The following is a 26343-nucleotide window of genomic DNA, read 5'->3' as shown; positions in this document are numbered from 1 at the left end:
ACTAGGAGCTTAATATATGAGATTATTCAACCTGCGAATGTGGTGCTGTATGTTTGCAGTTATTATTTTGTCAGGTTGTTCTAATTCTCTGCCTTTACTTGTTTTTCCTGAGCAAGTTTCGTATGATGATGAGTTGAAAATAGCTGAAATTAGTCAACAGTTATCAAAACGAAATCTTGATACTGTTTCGCGAATGCAGCTAATTTTTGAACGAGGAATTATTTACGATTCATTAGGGTTCAAAGCATTTGCACAAAGTGATTTTAATCATCTTTTAAGCTTTAATCCAGAAATCCCCGATGTTTATAATTTTCTTGGTACTTATGCGCTAAGAGATGGTGATTTCGATAATGCTATGATGGCATTTAATACTACATTAGAAATAGATTCATCTTATGCTTTTGCTTATTTGAATCGTGCAATTGCTTTGTATCGTACAGGACATTATCAAGCTGCACAGCTTGATGCACAAAAATTCTATCAATATGATGTCAATGAACCAATTCGTGTTTTATGGCTTTATTTGATTGAAAAAGAAGTAAATAAACAAACTGCCCTAACTCAGTTGCAAAAACGTTATGACAAACTTAACGATAGAAAGAGTTATGGTAGTGATATCATTGCATTTTATTTAGGTAATATTAGTGAATCTAAATTAATGCAAAACCTTCAACAAGGTGTTGAAAATGACCGGCAATTAGCCGAACGCCTATGTGAAGCGTACTTTTATTTAGGTAAATATTACCTAGGTAAAGGTAACAATGAGCGTGCCAAAATATTATTTAAATATGCTTTAGCTAATAATATTTATAACTTTGTTGAACATCAACAGGCACTCTACGAAATTAAGTTACTTGAAGAAAAGTAACAAGGGTCATGCCAGTTTTAAAAGTGAAAATATTGTTATAGCGTAGTTCTGATTTGCCCATGATATTCTCAATTATTTTTATGCTATCTATCTTTTGTATTAAATAAAGTAATTATTTAAGCAACAGTTATGCATGTTTGATTGTTGATTATTGGCAGTTAGTTATTGGGGTGAGTTGTAAATTTTCAATTTAGTGAGCTGGCATAAATTTATATAGTGTTTTATTTAGGTAATGTAATATTTTATGAGCAATATTGTAATCCTCATAAATTATCTTGATTAGTAATTATCAGGTTTGTTGCTAACTTAAAATTAAGCCTATATATCCAATTTGCAAGCGAGTTTACATGACAACAGAAATATCTTTTATTGACCTTGGTTTATCTGAGGAAATCCTTAACGCATTAAATGATCTTGGTTTTACTAAACCATCGCCAATCCAAGCAGAATGTATTCCTTTACTTTTACAAGGGAACGATGTGTTGGGTATGGCACAAACTGGTAGTGGTAAAACTGCTGCTTTTTCCATTCCTTTTTTGATGAATATTGATGCTAATTTAAAAGCACCACAATTATTGGTTTTAGCACCAACTCGTGAATTGGCAATTCAAGTTGCTGATGCCTGTGCTGAATATGCAAAATATGTGAAAGGCGTAAAAGTTTTACCACTGTATGGTGGTCAACGTTATGACGTGCAATTACGTGCATTAAAACAAGGTCCACAAATTGTAGTGGGTACTCCAGGTCGATTGCTAGATCATTTAAATCGTAAAACATTAGATCTTTCAAACCTTAAAGGTTTAGTTTTAGATGAAGCCGACGAAATGTTAAGAATGGGCTTTATTGATGATGTTGAAAGTATTATGGCTACGATCCCAGAAGATCATCAAACTGCACTATTTTCAGCAACAATGCCGGCACCAATTCGTCGTATTACTAAACGTTTTATGCATAACCCGAAAGAAGTACAAATTAAAGGTACTAATCAAACTGCACCTGATATTGATCAAAGCTATTGGTTAGTACGCGGTATGCGTAAAAACGAAGCAATTGTACGCTTTTTAGAAGCTGAAGATTTTGATGCAGCAATTATTTTTGTTCGTACCAAAACAGCAACATTAGATGTCGCTGAAGTATTAGAAAAAAATGGTTATAGTTGTGCTGCTTTGAATGGTGATATGACTCAGCAACTTCGTGAGCAAACGCTTGATCGTTTACGTAATGGCCGATTAGATATCCTAATTGCAACTGATGTGGCTGCTCGAGGTTTAGATGTTGAGCGTATCAGTTTAGTTATTAACTATGATATTACTCTTGATTCAGAATCTTATGTTCACCGTATTGGGCGAACTGGTCGTGCAGGTCGTGCAGGACGAGCAATTTTATTTGTTGATAGTCGTGAACGTCGTTTACTTAAGAATATTGAACAAACAATTAAAAAGCCGATTCCTGAAGTAGCATTACCATCTAAAGAGTTGCTTGAAAAACGTCGTTTAGCGAAATTTAGTCAGAAAATTCAGCAACAATTAGAAAGTGCCGATTTAGATCAATACCAAGTGTTATTAGAGCAAATCCAAGCAGATAGTGGCGCAGATCTTGAAACGATTGCAACAGCATTATTGAGATTAGCTCAGAGTGATCGTCCGTTGATTCTACCGCCAGATCCAGTATTTAAACCATCAAGAGAATTTCGTGATCGTGATAATCGAAATGGTGAACGTCGCTTACGTGGCGATAATCGTGAATCACCAAAACGTCGTGAACGCCGAGATGTGGGTGAAATGGATATGTATCGTATCGAAATTGGTAAAGAAAACGGTGTTGAAGTGCGTCATATTGTTGGTGCAATTGCTAATGAAGCCGATATTAGTAGTCGCTATATTGGTAATATCAAACTTTATGAAACTTATTCAACCGTTGAGTTACCAAAAGGCATGCCGAAAGATATTCTTAAGCATTTTGAACGGGTTAGAGTACTTAATCAACCAATGAAAATGAGCTTGGTAGCAGGTAAGCCATCTGAAGCTAAACGTGGACGTAAAAGTAGTAAACCAGAATCTAATGACAAAGGTTTTGCGAAAAAACGTGGCCGTCCTAGCGCACCTAAGTTCTAATATTTTTTAGGTTTACTTCTTAAGAACCTCTGCCAAATGGCAGGGGTTTTTTATTGCTTATCTTTTAGATTGTTACCTGCATTTTTCGGCAAGGTAATAAAGTCAATCATTGCTAACAAGGTCATTCCTGCCACCATTAATAGTGCTAACCTAAAATCTTCTACCATTAAACCAGTTTGGCTATGGCCATTATAGCTAGATGCAATAAATAGAAATAAAGCACTTAACACAATGCCGAGTACGTTATTTAGCTGCTGGAAAATGGTAGATAAAATGTTAGCGCTCTGTATTTCTGTTTTATCAATTTCTGAAAAACTAAGCGTGGTGATGGTAGTAAATTGAATAGAACGAGCACCACCGGAAAAGAATAGAACTAATATAATCCAGATGATAGGTGTTTGTGGCGTGAAAAGAGCACATAACACAAAACTGGAAGATAATATCAGCCCATTGATAATCAGAATTTTGCGGAACCCAAACTTGTGAATTAAAGGTGTATTTACTGTTTTAAGCAGGATATTGCCGGCAAACAATGATAGCAGTAGTGAACCAGCAGTTAACGGCGACCAACCAAAACCGACTTGAAACATTAGCGGTAAGATAAACGGAGCACTATTTAAGCCAATACGTATTAATGAACCACCAAAAAATGTCATTCTAAATGTACGTTTAGAAAAAGCATATAGACTAATTAATGGATGTTGAGTATGAGCTAAATGATAGTAGGCAAAGATTAATATTAGGCTACCGACCAAAGATATTATTACGCCTATCCAGAGACTACTATTTGAATGAGAAATCATTTCAAGCCCATAAACAAATAGTAATAGGCCTAAACCACAGCTGATAAATCCAACACTGTCAAATATACGTTTTTCAGGTAATTCTTTTGGTAATAATCGATGAGCGAAAAATAGGGCGATAAAACCTAATGGAATATTAAGAAGAAATATCCAGTGCCATGTTAGATATTGAGCAAAGAAGCCACCAATAATCGGTCCCATTAATGGTGCAATTAAGCCTGGCCAAACTAAAATAGAAATAGTGCTGACTAAATGTTGTTTTTCCGTTCGACTTAATACCACCGTTCTGCCTACAGGCACCATTAATGACCCACCTAAACCTTGAATTAATCTTGCGATGGTAAACATGGTCAGATTAGTCGATATGGCACACAATATTGATGCTAACATAAATAAAATAATCGAAATCGAAAAGACTCGATAGGCGGTGAAACGGTTGGCGATCCAGCCACTGGCAGGCAAACCGATTGTAAGTGCTAGCATATAGGCACTAATCCCAATAGATAAATCTTGAGGATTGGTTAGAAATGACTTTGCCATAGCTGGAATTGCCGTGGTGATCACTGTAGCGTCTAGATTTTCCATGAAAAACGTCGCAGCGACTAAAATCGCCATTTTTCGGACGTGACTATTTTGTTGTATCATGTAGTTTGATTAATTCGGCAAAATAACAATAAAACTTTAATATACGCCAAAAGTTTGTGTTGTGGTAAAGGTTTTTAACATTTTGCCCTTAATTGTGATTAAGAGTATACTAATGTTATATTAATCGGTAAAACAGAGGTAGAGGTACACAATGACAGATTCTTTAAATAAATGTAAAGCTAACGAAACACCTGTATGTTGTTGCGTTGATGTAGGTACAATTATAGACAATGAAGATTGTAGTGCAGAATATGAGCATGTTTTTACATCTGAATCAGAAGCAAATGCCAAATTAGCTACATTAACTCAAGCTGCAAAAGCTGTTGAAACAGAGCCTTGTGAAATTAACAGCAGCATCGATAAAGTTGAAAATGGCTATAAATTAACAGCTAAATTTACTTTCTGCTGTGGCGCTGAATGTATGATTTTCCAATTGAAATTACGTTAATTATTCATTTATGAAAGTTTGTATTATGAGACATGGTGAGGCAGGTTTTGCTGCTTCATCTGATGCAAGTCGTACTTTAACTGATTATGGTTTAAAACAAGCCTGTCAGGCTGGACTATGGCTTAATCAACAAAATTTTAAATTTGATTTAGGGTTAGTCAGTCCTTATTTAAGAGCCCAACAGACTTTCACTGAATTATCCTCTCACTGCCGAGTTTCTCAATTCGAAACTGATAATCTTTTGGTACCTGGCGGTAGCCCTTCTCATATTGCTGATTTATTAATGACACTGCCCGATCGTGGTATCGAAAATGTGATTATTGTTTCGCATCTACCTCTAGTTGGTTATTTGGTTAATGAGTTATGTCCAGATGTTTCACCACCAATGTTTCCTACAGCTGCTATTGCTTGTGTTGATTTGTCCGCCAATACGGCAGGAAAGCTAGAATGGTTTCATGTAGTGGAATAAAAAAGCTTAATTTATTTGATTTACCTTTAACTGGTCGAACGCTAATCGAAGCGTCAGCAGGAACGGGTAAAACCTATTCGCTCGCATTTATTTATCTGCGATTATTATTAGGTATCGGGGAAAACAGTTACCCCACCCCTCTTGATGTTAATCAGATTTTAGTGGTGACCTTTACTAAAGCCGCTACGCAAGAACTGCGATCTCGTATCAGGCAAAATATTCAAGAATTACGATTAGGGTTGTTACAAGGTCATCATGATGATCCAATTTATCAACAATTAATTGATTTAGTTGATGATAGCAACCAAGCAATACAGAAATTAACACAAGCTCAACAATCAATGGATGATGCGGCGATTTATACGATTCATGGTTTTTGTCAACGTATATTGACTAGTCATGCTTTCGAATCAGGTGTACTGTTTGAACAAACATTGGTAACTGATGAACAAGATCTAAAGTTGCAAGTTGTGCAAGATTTTTGGCGTCACTATTTTGTTCCTCTCGACAAAGCCTTAGCCTACCTGATTCTTGACTATTGGCAGGATCCAGAAACATTGCTATCTGATATCAGACCTTATTTAAATATTGAATTTGCTGAGCAGCAAGAAGAACATATTGATATCAATGGCAAGATCCAGCAATTTTATCAAAAATATTTTCAGCAGATTAGTCTAATCAAAAAACAGTGGTTAGATTCAATTGCCGATCTGCCAGAAATAATTGCTCAATCAGGCGTTAATAAACAATCCTATAGTAGCCGTAATTTACCTAATTGGTTGGCAAAAGTTACTGCTTGGGCGCAGATGCCAATTCGTTCATTTAAACTACCTAGTGAGTTAACTAAATTTAGTCAGTCGATTTTAATTGAAAAAACTAAGCAAGGTAAAATTCCTCCGCTCCATGCAGTTTTTAAGAGTATTGATGCGCTATGTAATAGTTCTATTGATTTACGTGGCGAAGTTCTAATGGATATCGTTAAAGTCATTCAAAAGCGTATTTATATTCAGAAGATCAAACGTGGTGAAATGAGTTTTGATGATCTCTTAAGCCAGTTGAACCGAGCGCTACGTGCTAGAAATGGTAATCGATTAGCTGAGAGTATTGCGAAAAAATACTGTGTAGCGTTGATTGATGAATTTCAAGATACCGATCCGGTGCAGTATAAAATTTTTGATCGTATCTATAATCGTTTTCCGAAAGAGACGGGTTTACTGTTTATTGGTGATCCTAAACAAGCGATTTATAGCTTCCGTGGTGCAGATATTTTTACATATCTAAAAGCAAAATCATCAACCGGTGAAAATAATTTTACTATGCAGGTCAACCATCGTTCTTCATCATCCATGGTGAATGCGGTTAATGCATTGTTTAATCATCATGATAATCCGTTTATTTTTGAAAATATTCCATTTTTACCAATGGAAAGTGCCGAACGTAATCAACAAAAAGGTTTAATTATCAATAATCAAGAGGTTAATGCTTTAGCGGCATACTTATTACCTGATGAAGTTAGCTCAAAAACGGATTATCAAGAACATATCGCTAACTGTTGTGCTAAGCAGATTGTGACGTGGTTGACCGATCCGACCATTTTATTGAAGGATAAAGATGGTCAACGACCAATTACAACTGCTGATATTGCCATTTTAGTCCGTACCGGATACGAAGCTGAGATTATCCAACAAAAGTTAACCAGTGTTGGAGTTAAAAGCGTTTATTTATCTAATCGGAGTAGTGTCTTTCTAGCTAAAGAGGCACAGGAGGTCCTGTGTTTATTACAAGCAGTGCTTATGCCAGAAAATGAATCGGCTCTACGCTTAGCTTTAATGACGACACTGTTGGGTCAAACCATGACTGAACTTGAGCAAATAACTGACGATCAAGATATATGGGAAGGTTTGATAGAGGAGTTTAAACAGTATCAGATTATCTGGCAATATTATGGTGTGTTAGTCATGTTGCGCCGGATGATGAAAAAACGTCAGTTAGCTGAAAATATATTAGCTAGCCCAAATGGTGAACGTACTTTAACTAATTTGATGCATCTAGGCGAGCTATTGCAAGAAGCGGCCGACGAACTTGATAGTCCACATGCTTTGGTTCGTTGGTTATCAAGACAAATTGTCAGTCCTGATGCAAATTTAGAAAATCATGAGCAACGATTAGAAAGTGATGAAAATTTAGTAAAAATTATTACTATTCATAAATCTAAAGGTTTAGAGTTTCCTATTGTTTGGTTACCATTTGCAGCTCAATTTCGAAATTCAGATAGTCAGTTTTATCATGACAAAAATAATGACTATCAACCAACTTATGCTTGGCTATTAACCGATGAAATAAAACAACAGATTGAAGATGAACGTTTAGCCGAAGATTTACGTTTACTTTATGTTGCTATGACACGTTCAATCTTTCATTGTAGCGTTGGTTTAGCATCATTAAAAAACAGTCAGTCTGCGATTGATTATTTATTAAAAGGTGACTTACGTTCAATTGCTAAATTTGCTGATTTGATTGAGTTACAATTACCTATTTTAGGTGAGCAGTATAATGCTGAATTAGCCGCCAATCTTTCACTTACCGCCAATGTATTTAAACGTAAATTATCTAATAGTTGGCGTGTAACTAGTTATACCGAATTACAAAAACATAATAATGTAGTTGGTTTTAATTCAGCTATGCTTAGCGATTGGCGTGAAAATAATCTCGAATCCGTCGACTCATTATCAACTGAAGAGCAATATGATATCCATCATTTTCCAAAAGGTGCATATGTTGGTACATTATTGCATTCCATTATGGAAAATTTAACGCCAACTAATGCCGAGGAATTATGCACTAGTACGATTAAAAAATTGAGTTTACCACCGCATTGGTTAACAGTGCTAAATGAATGGTTAAAAAAGGTTTTAGCAACGAAACTAAATAAAAGACAAGATCAAGGTGGCCCGTTATTAGCCGATGTTTTAAATAGCCAATGTATTAATGAATTACAATTTTATTTTCCTATTCGCAGTGCAGTGACCAGTAAGCAATTAGATAGTTTGTGTAAAGAGTATGATGATTTATCCAAACAATGTCCTTCATTAGATTTTGAAACTGTACAAGGTATGCTAAAAGGATTTATCGATTTAGTGTTTGAGTATCAGGGTAAATATTATATTGTTGATTATAAATCAAATTGGTTAGGTGACGGGGTAGAGGCTTATACCGAGTCAGCATTAAATCAAGTTATGTGTGAGCATCGTTATGAGCTGCAGTATCAAATTTATTGTTTAGCCCTGCATCGATTTTTACGAAGCCGTTTAGCTGATTATCAATATGAAACTCATTTTGGTGGTATTTATTATCTATTTTTACGGGGACTTCCTAAACAAGGGATATTTTATCATCGACCAAAGCAACAGTTTATAGAAAAACTCGATAAGTTATTTGATGGGATAGATTTAACTTAAATAACGAGGCACAAATACTTGTGATTTTTCGATATCGAGACAACAAAATTGTGTTGGTTTTATCGTTAACTATCTATTTATTATGATGATTTTTTTAGTCAGTACATATTCACTTTTATCATTTGATTGGTAACCGCCAATACGATAATGCCTACTTATTTTCAATTATTGTAATATGGCCATTAAGTTAGCAGTTGCTGAGAATTTTTACATGCCTAAACAAATCACTTTTAGATAAAATCATACACACAAATAAATATTGTTGTTCATTGTTCTTCCTGCTTTCTATCGTGATCGTTTTTTTGATGAAAATACTGATAAATAATCTTTATTTTTGTCTGTTGATTATTTCAGCAATAATCAAATTATTAGATTGTCTTTTCAATAGTTCGTCGTTTAATAATTGTTAATTAATATTATGATTTTACTTGCTAAGCATAAATATTCGTTTACTAAAAAAGAGTTTTGCTAACATTTTGTAATCGGTTACATTAAATTTTATTTAAAAATGTTATAAAAAACAATGAGCTTTGACAGGAGTAAAATATTAATGTGACAATTGTCACATTCCAGAGATTTATTTGTTAAATGATCAAGTTTATTGGTTATAGTAAATAAGCTTATTTAATAAGCGTTGGATTGCTACCGTAGCAGTATAACGGGCAAAACCTAAAGCATAGATTATTAATCTACGCTTTAGGTTTTTTTTTGTCTCAATTTTTTGAGACTTCTTTAATCTCTATTAAATAATGAGTAGAAAAAAATGAAATATTTAACTAAAGCAGTATTAAAAGTAAAACCTAAACGAATTGTTTTAATTACTTTACTTGGCTTGTGCTATATACCGAACTCTTTTGCTACTACTCAAGATGAGTTAGAGGCTAGAATATCAATGTTAGAGCAAAAATTATTAGCACTATCTCAAGAGTCAATAGATTTAAAAAAACAAGTTATTGAATCGAATAAACAACTCGCACAATTGAATAAAAATATTCAACAACAACAGGTTGTAATTAATAATCAACAGAAAGCATTGAAAAAACAGAGTGTTGCTGTAGCAAATGTTCAAAACAATGCCGATTCTAAAGTTGTTACACTACATCAGCCCGCACTCGATAATCAAATTGTGTTAATTAATGACGCCAAAGCAAACGGTAGTAAAGACCAGTCAACAGCAACTAAAACAATTAAAAATGCCTATACCCTTTCTGAGTTTAAAGATTTTATCAAAGATGAAATTGGTTTTTCATTCAATGGTTATTTCCGAGGTGGTTGGTCTACTTCAAAAAATGGTAAACCAAAAAATTATGCTGAAGGGGCCTTAGGTAGATTTGGTAATGAATATGGTGGCTGGTATGATCTGGTATTCAAACAGAAGGTGTATGATGAAGATGGTCATAGGGTTGATGCCATTGTTATGATAGATGGTAATGTGGCTACGAATAAGGCCGCTGGTTTGTTTAATACCCAAGATGATAATATTATGCAGTTTTCTGATATCTATTTATCGACTAAAGGATTTATCCCTGGTTTTCCTGATGCAAATTTATGGGTAGGTAAACATTCACTTCCATATAATGAAATTCAAATGTTGGATTGGAAAACGCAAAAAACTCCTGCTGGTGGTGGAATCGGTATTGAAGGTTTAGATGTTGGTGTTGGTAAACTTGATTTAGCTTTAGTAAGAGCTGACGTTAATGTCAAACAAACTAAAAAAACCGAAGTTGTTGAGAACGGTAAAACTGAAATAAAAGAAGTTACTAAGCGTGAAGAAGTTGATTTAAATGAAGTAGAGTTTCGCTATCGAGATATTCCTTTATGGCAAGATGCAACTTTGGCGATTAATGGCCGTTACTCGGCACCAAATAAATCGAAAATCCAAGATAGTGTCAGTGTCAAAAATGCTTGGTTAGGTAGTTTTGTTCTAAGACAAAATAATTTCTTTGGCGGATTTAATCAATTAACCTTACAAACTGCAACTAATTCAGTGGCTTCTCAATTAGCTAATATTAATACTAATAACCCTGAATTTGCAGCTAATTCTGATAACGATTATATTGGTACGCATACTGGCGGTAAGGCTTATCGTTTAGTATCTGAAGGTGAGGCATATTTAGCTGATAAAGTCATAGTCGCTCATGCTTTAGCTCTAACAACCGGTAAAGATGTTTACTCGTATGACTTGAATTTAGCTCATACTGATTTTACTAGTTTCAAATCGGCAATAAGACCTGCCTATATTTGGGATACTTACAATCAAAGTGGTGTTGAGTTAGGTTACTTTAAACAAAAAAATAAAGTTAAAGGCAAAAGTTATACTGAAGAAGGGATTAAAACAACACTCTTCCATTCATTTAAAGTGGGAGAGAGTATCTTAACTTCAAGACCAGATATTCGTTTTTATGTTTCGTATATAGAGTCAATGCAAAATGAAATTAGTAAATTTGATTTTAATGGCAAAGAAAATCAAATTAGTTTTGGTGTGCAAACCGAAGTTTGGTTTTAGATACCCTTGTCTGAGTAAAATATAATGTTAATGTCGAAAACTGTTGTTAAAAGGTTTTCGACATTTGTTAGCCTTAAACTTAATATTAACTAGCGAATATTGTTAACTGAATATCTTTTAGTTAAGGTTGGAATAAATACATTGATTAAGTTAGCCGGAGGTGGTTCTCCTTTTGCCAATCGTAATGCAAGTTCAGCAGCTTGTTCGGCCATGGTATGTAGTGGATAACGAATAGTTGTTAGCTTAGGATGTAAATATCGAGCAATTAAAAGATCATCAAATCCAATGATTGAAACATCATTCGGAATTTTTATATCATTATCATATAATACAGACATAGCTCCAGCAGCCATTGAATCATTGTAACAGGCAATCGCCGTAATTTGTCGATTTCGTTCTAAAAGTGACATCATTGCTTGTTCTCCTCCTTCTTCATTAGGCGAGGCGAAGGCAATGAAATTATCATTAATATCAATATTATATTCCATTAATGCATCTTTATAACCCTGCAATCTATCTACTGCATCTGATATGCTATGGTTAGAACATAAATATCCAATATTGGTATGACCATGCTGAATTAAATGTTTAACTGCTAGGTATGAACCATAACGACCATCAAGCGCAATACAGCGTTTTTCAAAACCTTTTAATATCCGATTAATTAGAACCATACCAGGTACTTGCTGCATTAATTTTATTAGTTGATCATCGGGTAACATTTTTGCATGCACAACTAAAGAAGAACAACGGTGTTCTATAAGATTGGTTATAGCACTATATTCTTGCTGTTTATTATGATATCCATTACCAATTAGCAAAAAATGGCCATTTTTCGATGCAATTTTTTCAACTGTGCTTATCATGGCTCCAAAAAATGGATCGGATAGGTCTGCTACTACGATACCTATAGTGTTAGAGTTTTGCTGGGATAATGCTCGGGCGTTAGCATCAGGATAATAACTTAATTTTTCCATGGCTTTTTTTACTGTTTCACGTGTCTTATCACTGACATTATCAGCGTTATTAATTACTCGTGATACTGTTGCAACGGAAACCTTTGCTAATTTTGCAACATCTTTTATTGTCGCCATAAAAAGTCCTTTTAAAGTATTACTTTTAACTATATTGCCAATATAGAGCTTTTAGACCATTAATTGATCAAAATAAATATCTCGTAAATTGGCGGAAAACCTAAGATTCAAATACTACTATTACATTTAGCCATTAAAATAAATTGAAATAAACAGTAATATTCTGAATATCTACTTAACTGGTTATAATAGAACAAAATTTTTAGTTTGCCAATAAGCTCAGTTTTATATGAATCGTTTTACTATAAATATATTAATATAGAAGATATAAAAATATTAACCAACAAAATTCAGCAGAAAAATTATTTATTTTAGTTTGTCATTATTTCTATTGATATGCTGTGATAGGATTTAATTTTAGTAATGGAAAATAAATATTTATTAACTAATGGTGTTGGATAATTAACTGCATAGCATGATTATTTGCTACTAGATCGATATTTTGATGAGATCAGAAAATACTAATTTGCTACAGTTAATCAGTAACTATATCAACTACATCTAAATCCAAGTTTCATTTTTAATAAACGTCGTTAGATTAAATTTTGCCATGATAAATAAAGCTACATTTTGTTTTTGATTTACTACATCACAATTTTAAGATGTAAAGTTATCATCAATCTTAAAAAGATATTCTCACCATTTAATAAAACATTTATCTTAATTTTAAAAGATGAATTAAGCACAGTGACTATCAGTAAAGCTATTGTATTAAGGTTTATTTTTGTAATCGATTACTTTATTTGTGCTTTTTTATGATAATTGTAGTTTGTTAATGATGATTATCATTATGTTTTTTTGAATGGTTTTATATTGTTTTTATTTGTTTTTATATTTGTTTTAATAATTTTGTTTTAATTTTGTAATCGATATCATTTAATTGGGGTTGATAAGCTAAAATTAACAAATTTTTATTACAAATCGTTGTGCGAAAAGCCTACATTTTATGTTATTATGTTTTTATTGAGGGTGGAAATTTAAAATATCATGAAAAAACAGAATATTATTACATTACTTTCTTTAATTGCTATGACTTTTTGTGCAAATGCTGTTGATAAATATGTTACTGAAAATGTTGATATTTATTTGCGTCGTGGTCCAGGTACACAATATGCTTATTCAAACACTGTTAAAGTCGGTCAAAGGGTAACTGAACTTGGGAAAAGTACTGATGGTAAATTCACCCGAATACAGTTGCCTAACGGCAATTCAGCTTGGATTGAATCTAATAAATTAAAAGACCAACCTAGTTTTAAAGAACTTATGCCATCATTGGAAGCACAACTCGCTGAGTATAAAGATAAAGTTGATAATGCAGAAAAAAATAAACAAAATGCTATCCGAGATTATGTGGAAAAACTACAAAAAGCAGAACAATCGATTGAAAGCCTACAAGCTAAGAATAATGAGTTAGAACAACTTAATAAACAGCAGGAGATTAAGCTTGAGTCTATGTTAAATCAAGTTGATGATAAGCGTCGTGATCTGATTGTAACTTGGTTTACTTATGGTGGATTAGTGGCTGGCGGTGGTTTGCTTTTAGGTCTTATTTTGCCGGCTATTATGCCTGGTCGTCGTAAAAAAGATCGTTGGATGCGTTAAATGAGTAAAATCTATCTTGTTGGCGGTTCAGTTAGAGATAGATTGTTGCATCTCCCTGTTGTTGATCGAGATTGGGTTGTGGTTGGCGCAACCCCAGATGAACTTTTGGCATTAGGTTACCAACAAGTTGGTAAAGATTTTCCTGTTTTTTTACACCCTAAAACTAAAGAAGAGTATGCTTTGGCTCGAACTGAGCGGAAATCAGGTAGAGGCTATACAGGCTTTATATGTGACTTTAGTAAAGATATTACTTTAGAGCAAGATCTTATTCGACGAGATCTTACTATAAATGCGATTGCCATGGATCAAGAAGGCAATATTGTCGATCCTTATCATGGTGTTAATGATATTAAGCTTAAATTATTACGTCATGTTTCTCCTGCGTTCAGAGAAGATCCGCTACGAATTTTACGTGTGGCACGTTTTGCTGCCCGTTATCACCATTTAGGTTTTAGAATCGTTGCTGAAACGAATTATTTAATGAAAGAGATGGTCTCTGCTGGTGAAATAAATATGCTGACAGCAGAAAGAGTATGGAAAGAAACAGAAAGGGCGTTAGCGACTGAAGATCCTCAAGTTTATTTTCAAGTACTGGAACAATGTGGTGCTTTAGCGTTATTATTTCCATCTCTCAAACTTTCCAGCGCTATTAGTGATGCATTAAAAAAATCAACTTTATTGACCGATGATCTGACCGTGCGCTTTGCAGTCTTGTGTGGTGAGTTTGTATCCAAAACTGAGCTAGAAAAACTTTGTTTACAAATTAAAGCCCCTAATCAATATACAAAACTAGCAATTATGGTGCAGCAATTTCACCATAGTGTTGCTAATGTGACACAGTTAACAGCGGAACAAATTATCGAATTGTTCAATAAAATAGATGTATGGCGCAATCCAGTCCATCTTAATCAATTGCTAATTGCTAGCCAATCTTATGCTAAAACGGAATTATTTCCTCAAGCTCAATACCTTGAACAAGCATATAAATTAGCTCTTGCTGTCGATGTTCAAAATATTATTGCTGAAGGTTATACTGGAAAGTTAATTCATAATGAGTTACAAAAAAGGCGAATTGAAGTGTTATTAAACGGTATTTGATTGCATCTTAATCAATCGCGACTTTTTTTTAAAATATCTAAAAAAAAGGGTTGACGATTTGCCGTAACACAAGCATAATTCGCCTCGCAGTGTTGGTTATGACGTTGCGAATGAAATGGCTACGTAGCTCAGCTGGTTAGAGCACATCACTCATAATGATGGGGTCACAGGTTCGAATCCCGTCGTAGCCACCATTAAGATTAGTTTGTACTTTTACCGAAAGTATACAGTGCGGGTGTGGCGAAATTGGTAGACGCACCAGATTTAGGTTCTGGCGCCGCAAGGTGTGTGAGTTCAAGTCTCTCCACCCGCACCATTTTAATCTTAATGTCTATCCTTTATTGGGGTATAGCCAAGCGGTAAGGCAGCGGGTTTTGATCCCGCCACGCCCAGGTTCGAATCCTGGTACCCCAGCCATTCCAATCTGCTCATATTTTTATATCTGACTTTTTAGTCTATTTTTTATATTGGAACTTTGCCACTATAATCAATTCTATAAAAATATGCAGAATTAGTAGATTTACTAGATATCTAATCTCCATTCATATTGGGGTATAGCCAAGCGGTAAGGCAGCGGGTTTTGATCCCGCCATGCCCAGGTTCGAATCCTGGTACCCCAGCCATTTAATTTTCAAACATTATCTATGTATCACTTTTTTGAGTGAATTAATAATCATCTTTGAAAAATTAGCCACTATTTATTTTTTGATTAAGTTTACTTGTCTTATTTAGTATATAAATGAAGAGTTGCTTTTAACAGTAAATACTAAAGTAGATTATCTGCTTTTTAAAAGCTAAATTAGAATTATTCTAACTATAATAAGAATAAAAATTGCGCTATACCTTCTTATAACGCAATTTATGAATACATTTTCTATTTCAGCACACAAACAAAATATAATTCATTATCTTTCAACTGCCATTCAATAGCGCCTTTTGTTGAGCCTACTGCATATTGGTTATTACTATCTCTTTCATCCGAAGTCCAATATAAACGTCCTTTAGGGAAATGGTTACCGGGATAGGTGTGATGATAATAGTTTTCTACGTTAGTTACATCACCCCATTCAGCTAAAAGATTGTTTCCAACCCGACGATAGTAGTGATTAGTTGTAATGGCTAGACAATTATCTGAATTATTATCAGATTGGCAAGCACCACCACTCGTTATAAGACTTTGGTCACTGTTGGTTAAATCTTCAATAGATGGCACGATATAGTTTCCCTGACAAACACTTCTACGTTGATTATAAGGATGAAAATCTTGACTGGGTGCGGAAAACCATTTCTTAATAGTAAACGAATAAATATCTTCACCATTGGATTTTATAGAAAATGTAGGATTTGCTTCAGTGGCTTCTCCTAGCAATTTGACCTGTACAGCTGTGTTAGCTAGGTAGCTATCTACATCATTGTCACTAATTTTTTTTATCTCTACATTTACTCCTTTTGAACTATTTGATGATGCTATTGTCGATAAATCAAATGGTGCACCGGCGATAAACATGAGAAATCGTGCTTGATCAAATCCTGTAGTTGGAAAACCACCAGAAGTGACTTTATTAATGAACCCCGAATCAACTATGTGTTGATTGTTATCACCCCAAGTTAGATGCGCCCAGTCACCAGTGTAATCTCGATTTTCGAAAGGGAATGAATATACAATTGATGGTCGATTGGCACAAACGGTAGGTTTGATCGCATTGTAAATCAAAAAGTCACTTTTAGGCGTTGAATAAATTGTATAATTTGGCATGCCATATTCAGAAACTAAAGCGATGGTGCCTGAAATTCTGATATATGGGTTCCACCCCAACCGTGCTAGCTCACAAAAGGTTCTATTTCTATCTGATTCCAATAATAAATAGGATATATTGGCTGCTCGATAGAACCAATCTATTTTAAAACCGCCATCAGGTGGGGTTATTTTAGCTATAATATCGCCGTCATCATCAGAGACGTTCTGGCTATCAATTGGATTAGTCGGTGAAAATGGCATTATTATAGGTTCAAAACCATAATCAGACTTTAACATAGTTAACAATTGATTTGGTGTGGTTGTATTAGGATCAACCTGAGGGAAATTTATGGATTTTATTGTATCGTTTAAACTATTTAATTCAGAGTTTATTGTAGTTTGAAATTTTACTCCAAAATAGTGAAAGTTTTGTTGATCATATTCACGTGATCCATTTATACCTATCGCCTCTGGGTTAATAAAATAAGGAGCAGAACCATGGATAACTTCTACTGATTTTGCATTCAAAGCCAAAGCTAAATCGTTCATTAAAAACAGTGAAATTAAAAAGAAAATGATAAATCGTGTTAACCATGGAAATTGAGAAAAAAATATAAATTTAAATCCTTTCAATAACATCATCTTACCTTACCTTTTAATTCTTAAATTTAAATAAAAAAAGTTACATTTATTGTGTTTAAATTATGCTGATACTAATTACTACAAACTTAAATCGTGGAAAGCTTAATTCTCTGATAAAAATGCTTTTTTTATGATTTTCATAATTAGGTAGAGCTTGAAACTAAAAGTTGAGTTACGTAAAAATCCATGTGTAAAAATATGGCATTTAACACATGGATAATTATGTAGTGGATCGTTATTTATATAAATTTACATAAACTGTTTGAATTGTATTGGCACGATTGGCAGAGATTTCTTTAACATAATAGAAATGAGCATCATTAGCGATAGCATATTTTTGTGCAGCTGCACTTATTTCGCTGGTATTATTAAATGTGCCATGGAATACAATGGTTTGATAAGGTCTCATTACTTTGAAAGCATCACTAGTGATTTCATAAGCATCTTGGCCCGCAATGGCTTTAGAGATAATAAAGTCACGGACTGGAGCATCTTTTTTAAATAATGCTACATCAATTTCTTGCTCATGATTTCGAACATCATCGGCAGTAATTGAATAAACATAAAATGCATAAGCATTTTTTTCAGTTGCTATTTTGCTCGCTGAATCCATTATTTCAGAGGTGTTGTTATAGCTACCTTTGAATTTAACTATTTCAAATGGTAAATAATAAAGGGCTTTAGATCGTGGATAAAGCACAATGCCATTATGAGTAACTTCTTCTTTGTTTACGGCAATCGGTGAATTTGATAAATAAATATCAGCATACACAATAGCTCGATCAGTTGAAGTACCTGTAGCTGGTTGTTCAATACCTGTTATATGATAATATTTGGCTCCAGCTGCATCAGCAGCTTTAGATATATCATCTGCTGCATTTTGTGCTTGTAAATAGCTACCAGTTACTGAAATTTCTTTGTAAGGAATGAGGTTATTACTTTCTTCCGCTGTTAATGGTAATGCCGCATAAATATTAGTAACAGGTAGTGATAATAGTAAAGCTAAAGCAAGAGATGATTTATTAAAACGTTTCATAATAATGTCCTTCATATTTATGTTATAAAAATTAAAAAACAATTTGTAACGCTTATTCTATGAGGGTATTGCATGAGAGTTGTGAAACACGAATAACGCTCTCGAAATAAATTTTTTACTAATTCTTTCAGACAGCTAGATAAAACAGGGTAGAAATGATAGAAATGAGAAATAACCGATTAATAGTATATATTAATCAAAATATTTGTGTAGGTACCACTTGATTTTTTTTGAAAGAATTTTTCTTAAAGCATTTTATGTTAAAGCCAAAATGGGATCATTTTTAATCTAACTGTCGTTTATAATTGAGCATTAGTTTTGATAGTACTTATAAAACTATTAATAATTTGAGCAGTTAATCCCCAAATAACAAACTCTTCATATTGATAAAAATGAACATTATGTTGTGATTTTTGTTGCCAATTTGCTGAACGGTTAGGTACCAATTCAAATGGGAAATTGTCATCAGGCTTAAAACCGACTAACATGTTAGCTTGTTTCGGTTGATGATTAATAAACCACTCAAGTGGAACAGTAAAAACAGATTCAACTTCATCTTGATTAAGTATCAAGTTATCTAAAGATTCAATTTTTGCGACAAATGGATAAATCATCATGCCTAACGATGCAATGAATTTAGGTAATTGGCCTAAAATTGTTATTTGATTAATGGCAATGCCTAACTCTTCAAAGGTTTCACGTTTAGCTGTATATTCAGGGCTGTCATCAGTAGCTTCGACACGTCCTCCAGGAAAGCAAATATCACCCGGTTGCCATTTAAGTTTCTTTGAACGTACTTGAAAAAGTAGGTGTAATTGATTTTCGATAGCGATAATGGGTATTAATACAGCTGCTCTATTAATGGTGTGAAATTGGGTTTTGGTTTTTTTAAAGATTGTGATATTTTTTCGATTGTGGTCATAATATTTATTTCGTTTTATTTTTAGATTTACATTCTTTTTACGTTATAATATAAAATTATTGGAGAAATTGTTCGTCAATAGTGCATCTGTTTCACCTGAATAATACTATGCAATACGATATTAATAACATAAAAAAAGAACTTGATGATCTTGCTATTGTGAAACATGAGCGAGCTCGGAGTGGAATGCCTTTGGAATTCCAACGAGTTTTTTCATTATTACCAGTACTTTTTCATTTTCATCATCCAGATCTTCCCGGTTATCTAAATATAGATACGCCATCAGGTATTGCATACTATCAGCCCTCAAACGAGGTTATGGAACAATTACAATATTGTTTCAATTTTAAAAACGCTACACAAACAAAATATTCTGAAATATCTGCATTATATTCAATGGGTAGTACCTGCTCTATTGGACAGGCAGTTACTTCTGATCTTGATATATGGGTTTGTATCGAAAATAATTTATCTACAGTCAAAAAGCAAGCTTTAGTGACAAAGTGTCGATTGATTGAAGAATGGGCTGAGGAACTAGGTGTAAAACTTACTTTGTTTGTCGTTGATGTCGATCGATTTATCAACCAACATCATGAATGTTTGATGGGTGAAAACTGTGGTTCAGCACAACATATTTTATTGCTAGAAGAGTTCTATCGTTCGGCCAATCTTTTAGCTGGTAAACGACTATTATGGTTTGCAGTTCCAGCGGATTTTACTATTAATGATGTCATTTACCCAACTTATGAAACATGTGTCCAAGCATTAGTGGTTGCTAATATAATTAAACGTGAAGAATGGATCGATTTTGGGCCACTTACTGGATTGTCAGCTGAAGAGTATTTTGGTGCAAGTTTATGGCAGCTCTATAAAAGTATCGATTCGCCATTTAAAGCTGTATTAAAAACGTTACTACTTGAAGCTTATTCTTCAATCTACCCTGAAAATAGACCAATTGCTTATGAAATGCGCGAGCATATTCAAAAAGGTGAAATCCACGTTCATCATTATCTTGATTCATACTCTATGTTATTAGATCGAATTTCCAATTATCTAATTGGAATTAGGGATTTTCAACGTCTTGAATTGGTAAGGCATTGCTTTTATTTAAAAGTAAATGAAAAATTATCAGATAATGGTCAGCCGTCGTCATGGCGTCGTAAAATATTATATGAATTAGTACAACAATGGGGATGGAAGCATAAGTTATTGGTAAAATTAGACGCCAGTAAAACATGGAAAATAGAACAAGTACGTGAAATACACGAAATAATGCTTCATACCATGATGACAGGTTATCGTAATTTACTCAATTTCGGTCGTCGCAATAACTTAGATTCTCTTATTAGTCCACAAGACTTGGCCATACTGACTCGTAAATTATATGCCTCGTTTGAAGTTTTACCGGGTAAAATTTCAACATTAAAACTTAATATTTCGGATAATTTGCAAGAAGAAGTATTAACTTTTATTCATGTAAAAGAAGATCGTATCAATCGAGCCGGTTGGTATGTTTATAATCAAACGCCTAAACTAAATTCTATTATTGGTCACCAATACTTAGAATATAGTAAATACTTAGTCAAATTAGTAGGTTGGTGTTACTTTAATGGTTTGATTTCTGATTCAACCAATTTTTATTATTACGATGGTGATGAGCGAGATAATCAAAGAATAACCAAGTTCATCGACGATCTGAAAAATTATTTTCCGATAGATGTACCTACCGCAACTGAAGAACAGTTATATGGTCCTTGTGAAATACGCCATTTGGCTATTATCTTGAATTTAGAAGATGATCCAACTATTAATTTGGAACTTGAAGATGAAATTAGTACTAATGTTTTAAATTATGGCAAGCAAGAATTAAGTTTAGTTGGTTCTATAGATTTACTTTATCGTAATTCATGGAATGAGATCCGTGTGTTACACTTTAATGGTTCTTTATGTGTGCTTGAAGCCATAAAAGCATTACTTAATCGTATGCATAAAGATGCTGATTTACCTAACTCGGTCGAAATTTTCTGTTATAGTAAACATCTTAGTGATGAAATCCGTAAACAAATGAAAAAACTTATGGATGATTGTGTTGATTTACGATTAACTACTACTAAAAATAACTTAACGCAAGTTAAACCACTTAGAATAGATGGTGCTTCATGGTATCTATTTTTTGAACGATTCGGCGTGTCGTTTCATCAGTTTGAAAATGCTATTGATTTTTATGGGGCGGTATCGAATAATAAGGTTCAAGGCAGGCCGTTAAATATCTTAGATGAAAGTAATGAATTACCGAAAGAAATAGATAGTGTCGCTTATGAAGGCATTATTCAATTCTTCTTTGAAGATACCACCACGGGATTTGATTTATATATTTTAAATGAGCATAATCAAATAGAAATATACCGTAATTGTAATGGTACTAAAGAAAATATGGTTAAAGACATCAATGATTTTTATGTATTATCCGATGACCGTTTTACTTTCACTACCAGTAGTTCTGTTAATTTTAATTTACCGCAATTTTATCAAATCACATATAATGATGCAGGTAAGCGTGAAATCTTCTTATTGAATTAGTTATCTTAAAACAATTTGCCCATACGTTTAATAAAATCGTTTTTTATTAGTATATAAATTATTAAAAATAAAAATAATTAGTTAAAAAAATGAAACTTCCATTAAAATAATGGGAACTTTTTTCAAATTTACGACTCTAACTGTTAGAGTGCACAATTTTGGGCCAACTAATAGTTATTAACATAGTGAGGAATGGCCTTTAATGGGGGAGCAAATAACAGACCAAGTTTTAGTTGATCGCGTTTTAGACGGAGATAAAAATGCGTTTAATTTACTTGTCGTTCGTTATCAAAATAAGCTAGCTCATTTGGTATCACGTTATGTATTACCTTCTGAAATCCCTGATGTTGTGCAAGAAACTTTTATCAAAGCTTATCGTTCGTTAAGTTCTTTTAAAGGTGAAAGTATTTTTTATACTTGGTTGTACCGAATTGCAATTAATACAGCAAAAAATCATTTAATTTCGCAAGGCCGACGACCACCATCTTCAGATATTGATGCTAGTGAAGCTGAAAGTTACGAAGGTGCTGACTCATTGAGAGATGTCGATAACCCAGAAAGTTTGGTTCTTTCTAAAGAAGTTGAAAAAGTGGTATTTGACGCAATTGAAGCATTACCTAATGATTTGAGAACTGCTATCACATTACGTGAAATTGACGGCCTAAGTTATGAGGAAATAGCTGAAATTATGGGAACACCGGTTGGAACAGTTAGGTCACGTATTTTTAGAGCTCGTGATGCTATTGATGAAAAAATTAAACCTTTAATTGGTTGAATAAATTAAGTAGCAAAACATTTAAGGTACCTACTATGCAAATAGAACAGAAACAGCAACTTTCGTTATTAATGGATGGTGAGTTACCTGATCAACACTTTGTTGAGATGGTTACTCACGATGAAAGTTTGCAATCCTGCTGGCATCGTTATCATATTGCCAGAGACGCAATGCGAGGAGAATTGCACGGTAGTTCATTAACATTAGATATTACTAATCAAGTTGCTATGGCGATTGCTGATGATGATTTATATCCACAATTAACTGAGCAACCATCTCAAAGTGAGATTTCAATTCCAAAAGCCGAAAATTTATTCTGGATTCGAATAAAAGACATGGTAGCTAAAGTTAGCCAAGTTGGATTAGCTGCTTGTGTTACATTAGCTATTATTGCTGGTGTTCAATATCATCAAGGTCAATCAGATGATGTAAGTAGTTCTCCTACGCTAAATACTATCCCTATGGGGATAAATGTTGCCCCTGTTGGTGGTATACAACAACATAACGATCAGCAACTTCTTGAAAGAAGACAATATGATAAAATTAGATTGCTGGTTCAAGATTATGAATTACAAAAAAGGTTAAATGCTCGTTAACTAAAAATGAATTTTCCTTATTCTTTGATAAGATTTATGTTAAAACAGAGTAAAAATTCTATTATTACTCTGTTTTTTATATTTTTTTCCGCATCAGTTGTGGCGGAAGAAACGTATGATGCTTTGAGTTTACTCAATAAAATGACCAAAGCTGTGCAGACACGGGATTATCAAATTCATTTTGTCTTCCAAGATAAAGAACAATATGCAACTACTTTGGAATATAATCATTTAGGTGCTGAAAAAAAAGAGAATATTAATGCTCAACTGCTTTATCTTGAAGGCCCAGCTAAAGAGATAATTTTACATAATAATACTACTAGTTATTTTCAACCGGATAGTCCTTCTTTTTCGATTTCAAGTTCTCGTATAACAGAAGCTTTTCCTGACATTATTTATAATGATTTTGATTCCTTAGCTGATGTTTATGATTTTATTTTATTAGGTAAAGCTAGAACAGCTAATCGAGGTGCACAATTAGTCAAAGTCATTGCTAAAGATAATGATCGCTATAATTATGTGATATGGATCGATGATGAAAATTTTTTACCATTAAGAATTGATTTATTAGATGAAGATAATGATATAGTCAATCAATTAAAAGTGGTTGATATTGATAAAGACTTTGATGCAAAAAAATTCAAAAATTATATTGATAATCGAACCTATCCAATTTTATTATCAATTGAAAAACAAAATAATCTCCTTGATGCTTGGCGTCTAGCATGGTTACCTAAAGGTTTTAAAGAAATTGCTGCTTATAATGTTAATTTTTATAGCTCTGATATAGCGACTAAGCTGTTTTCCGATGGGGTGTTTTCATTTACTGTAAATATTTCTTTAGAGCAGGCTAGTCAATTAAATCAGATTATTCAGCAAGGTGGCCGAACGATTTTCTCAACTAACATGGGTAATAAAAATATTATAATTATTGGCAATTTACCACAAGCGACAATCGAAAAAATTGCACAAAATATTGTTGAGAAATCACCGGAAAACTCTCGATAACACTATGCTTACTCACTATTAATGTGTAGAATGTCTGTTTTCAAATTCGTGATTATTTGACTTGTTATTTATAGCCAATAACATTAATGATAATTAACAGTACATAACTAAAATATAACTTATTGATATGAATAAAAATATCCGCAATTTTTCAATTATTGCTCATATTGACCATGGCAAATCAACGCTTTCTGATCGTATTATCCAAATTTGTGGTGGACTTTCTGATCGCGAAATGGAAGCTCAAGTTCTAGACTCGATGGATTTGGAACGTGAACGAGGGATTACGATTAAAGCTCAAAGTGTTACTTTAGATTTTCATGCTAAAGATGGTCAAACATATCAGCTGAATTTTATTGATACACCTGGACATGTTGACTTTTCTTATGAAGTATCACGTTCGTTAGCCGCATGTGAAGGAGCATTATTAGTAGTCGATGCTGGACAAGGTGTTGAAGCGCAAACACTTGCCAATTGTTATACGGCACTTGATATGGATCTAGAAGTCGTACCAGTACTTAATAAGATCGATTTACCTGCTGCTGAACCTGAGCGAGTAGCAGAAGAGATTGAAGACATTGTTGGTATAGATGCTAGCAATGCAGTTAGGTGTTCAGCAAAAACCGGAGTTGGAGTAGTTGATGTACTTGAACAACTTGTTCATGATATTCCTGCACCCGAAGGTGACTCCAATGCACCATTACAAGCGCTAATTATTGACTCATGGTTTGATAACTATCTAGGTGTGGTATCACTAATTCGTATTAAAAATGGTGAACTACGCAAAGGTGAGAAAATCAAAGTTATGAGTACCGGAATGACTTATAATGTTGATCGTTTGGGTATCTTTACACCAAAACAAGTTGATAAAGACTGTTTACATTGCGGTGAAGTAGGTTGGGTGGTTTGTGCTATTAAAGATATTTTAGGGGCGCCAGTCGGTGATACCTTAACATCAGCGAGAACTCCTGCAGAGAAAGCACTACCAGGTTTTAAAAAAGTAAAACCACAAGTCTATGCAGGTTTATTTCCAACTAGCTCAGATGATTACGAAGCATTTCGTGATGCATTAGGTAAATTGAGTCTTAATGATGCTTCGCTTTTTTATGAACCAGAAAACTCAGGTGCATTAGGATTTGGTTTCCGTTGTGGTTTCCTTGGTTTGTTGCATATGGAAATCATCCAAGAACGATTAGAGCGCGAATATAACCTTGATCTCATTACAACAGCTCCAACGGTTGTTTATGAGGTTTTAACCACTCAAAATGAAATTATTTATGTTGATAGCCCTGCTAAACTACCGGCCGTAAACAATATTCAAGAACTGCGTGAGCCGATAGCTGAATGTAACATTTTAGTGCCACAAACTTACTTAGGTAATGTAATAACATTATGTGCTGAAAAACGTGGTGTACAAGTTAATATGGTTTATCATGGCAATCAAGTTGCATTAACTTATGAAATACCAATGACCGAAGTTGTGTTGGATTTCTTTGATAAGCTTAAGTCGACTTCACGTGGTTATGCGTCTTTAGATTATAGTTTTAAACGTTTCCAAGTTGCTGACATGGTAAGACTTGATGTATTAATTAATGGTGAACGAGTAGATGCATTAGCGCTTATTACGCATAAAGATAATGCACCTTACCGTGGTAGAGAATTAGTGGAAAAGATGAAAGATCTTATTCCTCGTCAGCAGTTTGATATAGCAATTCAAGCGGCAATTGGCAATCATGTTATAGCACGTTCTACAGTAAAACAATTACGAAAAAACGTATTGGCTAAATGTTATGGTGGTGACGTTAGTCGTAAAAAGAAACTTTTACAGAAGCAAAAAGAAGGTAAAAAACGCATGAAGCAAGTAGGTAATGTTGAACTACCTCAAGAAGCGTTTTTAGCTATTTTGCATGTAGGTAAAGATTAATTAGTTAAAGAGGATAA

18 protein-coding genes and 4 tRNA genes are annotated in these 26343 nt (G+C 33.7%); 17 read left to right on the top strand and 5 right to left on the bottom strand.

Features of this window, described 5'->3' with window-relative positions:
• The first annotated feature begins 16 nt into the window (after window positions 1-16).
• Together nlpI and B6D18_RS02645 are read left to right on the top strand one after the other, a co-directional pair.
• Complete coding sequence (gene nlpI, locus B6D18_RS02650; RefSeq protein WP_086363015.1) at window positions 17-868, top strand: lipoprotein NlpI; 852 nt, start codon at window positions 17-19, stop codon at window positions 866-868.
• A 347-nt stretch (window positions 869-1215) separates the two neighbouring features.
• Entirely contained in the window at window positions 1216-2982 is a 1767-nt protein-coding gene (locus tag B6D18_RS02645; RefSeq protein ID WP_086363014.1) for a DEAD/DEAH family ATP-dependent RNA helicase, read from the top strand.
• A gap of 50 nt (window positions 2983-3032) precedes the next feature.
• Here the strand turns inward: B6D18_RS02645 and B6D18_RS02640 are convergent, their stop codons facing one another.
• A complete protein-coding gene (locus tag B6D18_RS02640; protein WP_086363013.1) occupies window positions 3033-4430 on the bottom strand; it encodes an MFS transporter in 1398 nt (465 codons plus the stop codon).
• Between the two features lie 151 nt (window positions 4431-4581).
• Between B6D18_RS02640 and B6D18_RS02635 the strand changes: the two genes are divergently transcribed.
• The 4 genes from B6D18_RS02635 (at window position 4582) to B6D18_RS02620 (ending at window position 11311) form a co-directional block, all read left to right on the top strand.
• Window positions 4582-4878 (top strand): YfcZ/YiiS family protein, encoded by a 297-nt coding sequence (locus tag B6D18_RS02635; RefSeq protein WP_065578589.1) that lies wholly within the window; start codon window positions 4582-4584, stop codon window positions 4876-4878.
• 25 nt (window positions 4879-4903) lie between these two features.
• Window positions 4904-5347, top strand: coding sequence for a phosphohistidine phosphatase SixA (gene sixA / locus B6D18_RS02630; RefSeq protein WP_198200636.1), 444 nt, complete (start codon window positions 4904-4906; stop codon window positions 5345-5347).
• Window positions 5326-8805: an exodeoxyribonuclease V subunit beta gene (gene recB, locus B6D18_RS02625; RefSeq protein ID WP_086363012.1), complete on the top strand. Its 3480-nt coding sequence runs from the start codon at window positions 5326-5328 to the stop codon at window positions 8803-8805. The genes sixA and recB overlap by 22 nt, the downstream gene beginning before the upstream one ends.
• Window positions 8806-9568: 763 nt before the next feature.
• Complete coding sequence (locus B6D18_RS02620; protein WP_086363011.1) at window positions 9569-11311, top strand: carbohydrate porin; 1743 nt, start codon at window positions 9569-9571, stop codon at window positions 11309-11311.
• Between the two features lie 89 nt (window positions 11312-11400).
• Here the strand turns inward: B6D18_RS02620 and B6D18_RS02615 are convergent, their stop codons facing one another.
• Window positions 11401-12405 (bottom strand): substrate-binding domain-containing protein, encoded by a 1005-nt coding sequence (locus B6D18_RS02615; RefSeq protein WP_086363010.1) that lies wholly within the window; start codon window positions 12403-12405, stop codon window positions 11401-11403.
• 987 nt (window positions 12406-13392) lie between these two features.
• On the opposite strand from B6D18_RS02615, the gene B6D18_RS02610 reads away from it, so the two are divergent.
• From B6D18_RS02610 to B6D18_RS02585, 6 genes are all read left to right on the top strand, one after another.
• Window positions 13393-14007 (top strand): TIGR04211 family SH3 domain-containing protein, encoded by a 615-nt coding sequence (locus B6D18_RS02610; RefSeq protein WP_086363009.1) that lies wholly within the window; start codon window positions 13393-13395, stop codon window positions 14005-14007.
• Entirely contained in the window at window positions 14008-15105 is a 1098-nt protein-coding gene (locus tag B6D18_RS02605; RefSeq protein ID WP_086363008.1) for a hypothetical protein, read from the top strand.
• A gap of 117 nt (window positions 15106-15222) precedes the next feature.
• Window positions 15223-15299 (top strand) — tRNA-Met (locus tag B6D18_RS02600).
• A gap of 37 nt (window positions 15300-15336) precedes the next feature.
• Window positions 15337-15421 (top strand) — tRNA-Leu (locus tag B6D18_RS02595).
• A 26-nt stretch (window positions 15422-15447) separates the two neighbouring features.
• Window positions 15448-15522, top strand: a tRNA-Gln gene (locus tag B6D18_RS02590).
• A 131-nt stretch (window positions 15523-15653) separates the two neighbouring features.
• A tRNA-Gln gene (locus tag B6D18_RS02585) sits at window positions 15654-15728 on the top strand.
• Between the two features lie 251 nt (window positions 15729-15979).
• Here the strand turns inward: B6D18_RS02585 and B6D18_RS02580 are convergent.
• From B6D18_RS02580 to B6D18_RS02570, 3 genes are all read right to left on the bottom strand, one after another.
• A complete protein-coding gene (locus B6D18_RS02580) occupies window positions 15980-17485 on the bottom strand; it encodes a hypothetical protein (RefSeq protein WP_086363007.1) in 1506 nt (501 codons plus the stop codon).
• Window positions 17486-17720: 235 nt separating this feature from the next.
• The gene (locus B6D18_RS02575; protein WP_158092509.1) at window positions 17721-18521 is read right to left on the bottom strand and encodes a YdgH/BhsA/McbA-like domain containing protein; all 801 of its coding nucleotides are present in this window, start codon (window positions 18519-18521) and stop codon (window positions 17721-17723) included.
• Between the two features lie 299 nt (window positions 18522-18820).
• Complete coding sequence (locus B6D18_RS02570) at window positions 18821-19384, bottom strand: CoA pyrophosphatase (RefSeq protein ID WP_256363479.1); 564 nt, start codon at window positions 19382-19384, stop codon at window positions 18821-18823.
• Window positions 19385-19551: 167 nt separating this feature from the next.
• On the opposite strand from B6D18_RS02570, the gene B6D18_RS02565 reads away from it, so the two are divergent.
• From B6D18_RS02565 to lepA, 5 genes are all read left to right on the top strand, one after another.
• Window positions 19552-22023, top strand: coding sequence for a class I adenylate cyclase (locus B6D18_RS02565; RefSeq protein ID WP_086363004.1), 2472 nt, complete (start codon window positions 19552-19554; stop codon window positions 22021-22023).
• A 202-nt stretch (window positions 22024-22225) separates the two neighbouring features.
• A complete protein-coding gene (gene rpoE / locus B6D18_RS02560) occupies window positions 22226-22798 on the top strand; it encodes an RNA polymerase sigma factor RpoE (RefSeq protein WP_086363003.1) in 573 nt (190 codons plus the stop codon).
• Between the two features lie 35 nt (window positions 22799-22833).
• The gene (locus B6D18_RS02555) at window positions 22834-23394 is read left to right on the top strand and encodes an RseA family anti-sigma factor (RefSeq protein WP_086363002.1); all 561 of its coding nucleotides are present in this window, start codon (window positions 22834-22836) and stop codon (window positions 23392-23394) included.
• Window positions 23395-23430: 36 nt separating this feature from the next.
• Window positions 23431-24402 (top strand): MucB/RseB C-terminal domain-containing protein, encoded by a 972-nt coding sequence (locus B6D18_RS02550; RefSeq protein ID WP_158092508.1) that lies wholly within the window; start codon window positions 23431-23433, stop codon window positions 24400-24402.
• A 127-nt stretch (window positions 24403-24529) separates the two neighbouring features.
• Window positions 24530-26326, top strand: a complete 1797-nt coding sequence (gene lepA, locus B6D18_RS02545) for a translation elongation factor 4 (RefSeq protein WP_086363000.1) — start codon at window positions 24530-24532, stop codon at window positions 26324-26326.
• The last annotated feature ends 17 nt before the right edge of the window (window positions 26327-26343 follow it).

This window comes from Gilliamella sp. A7, from assembly GCF_002142015.1.
Lineage (GTDB): Bacteria > Pseudomonadota > Gammaproteobacteria > Enterobacterales > Orbaceae > Gilliamella > Gilliamella apis_A.
The sequence above is the reverse complement of the archived record's forward strand: the minus strand, read 5'-3'. Positions and strand labels throughout refer to the sequence as shown.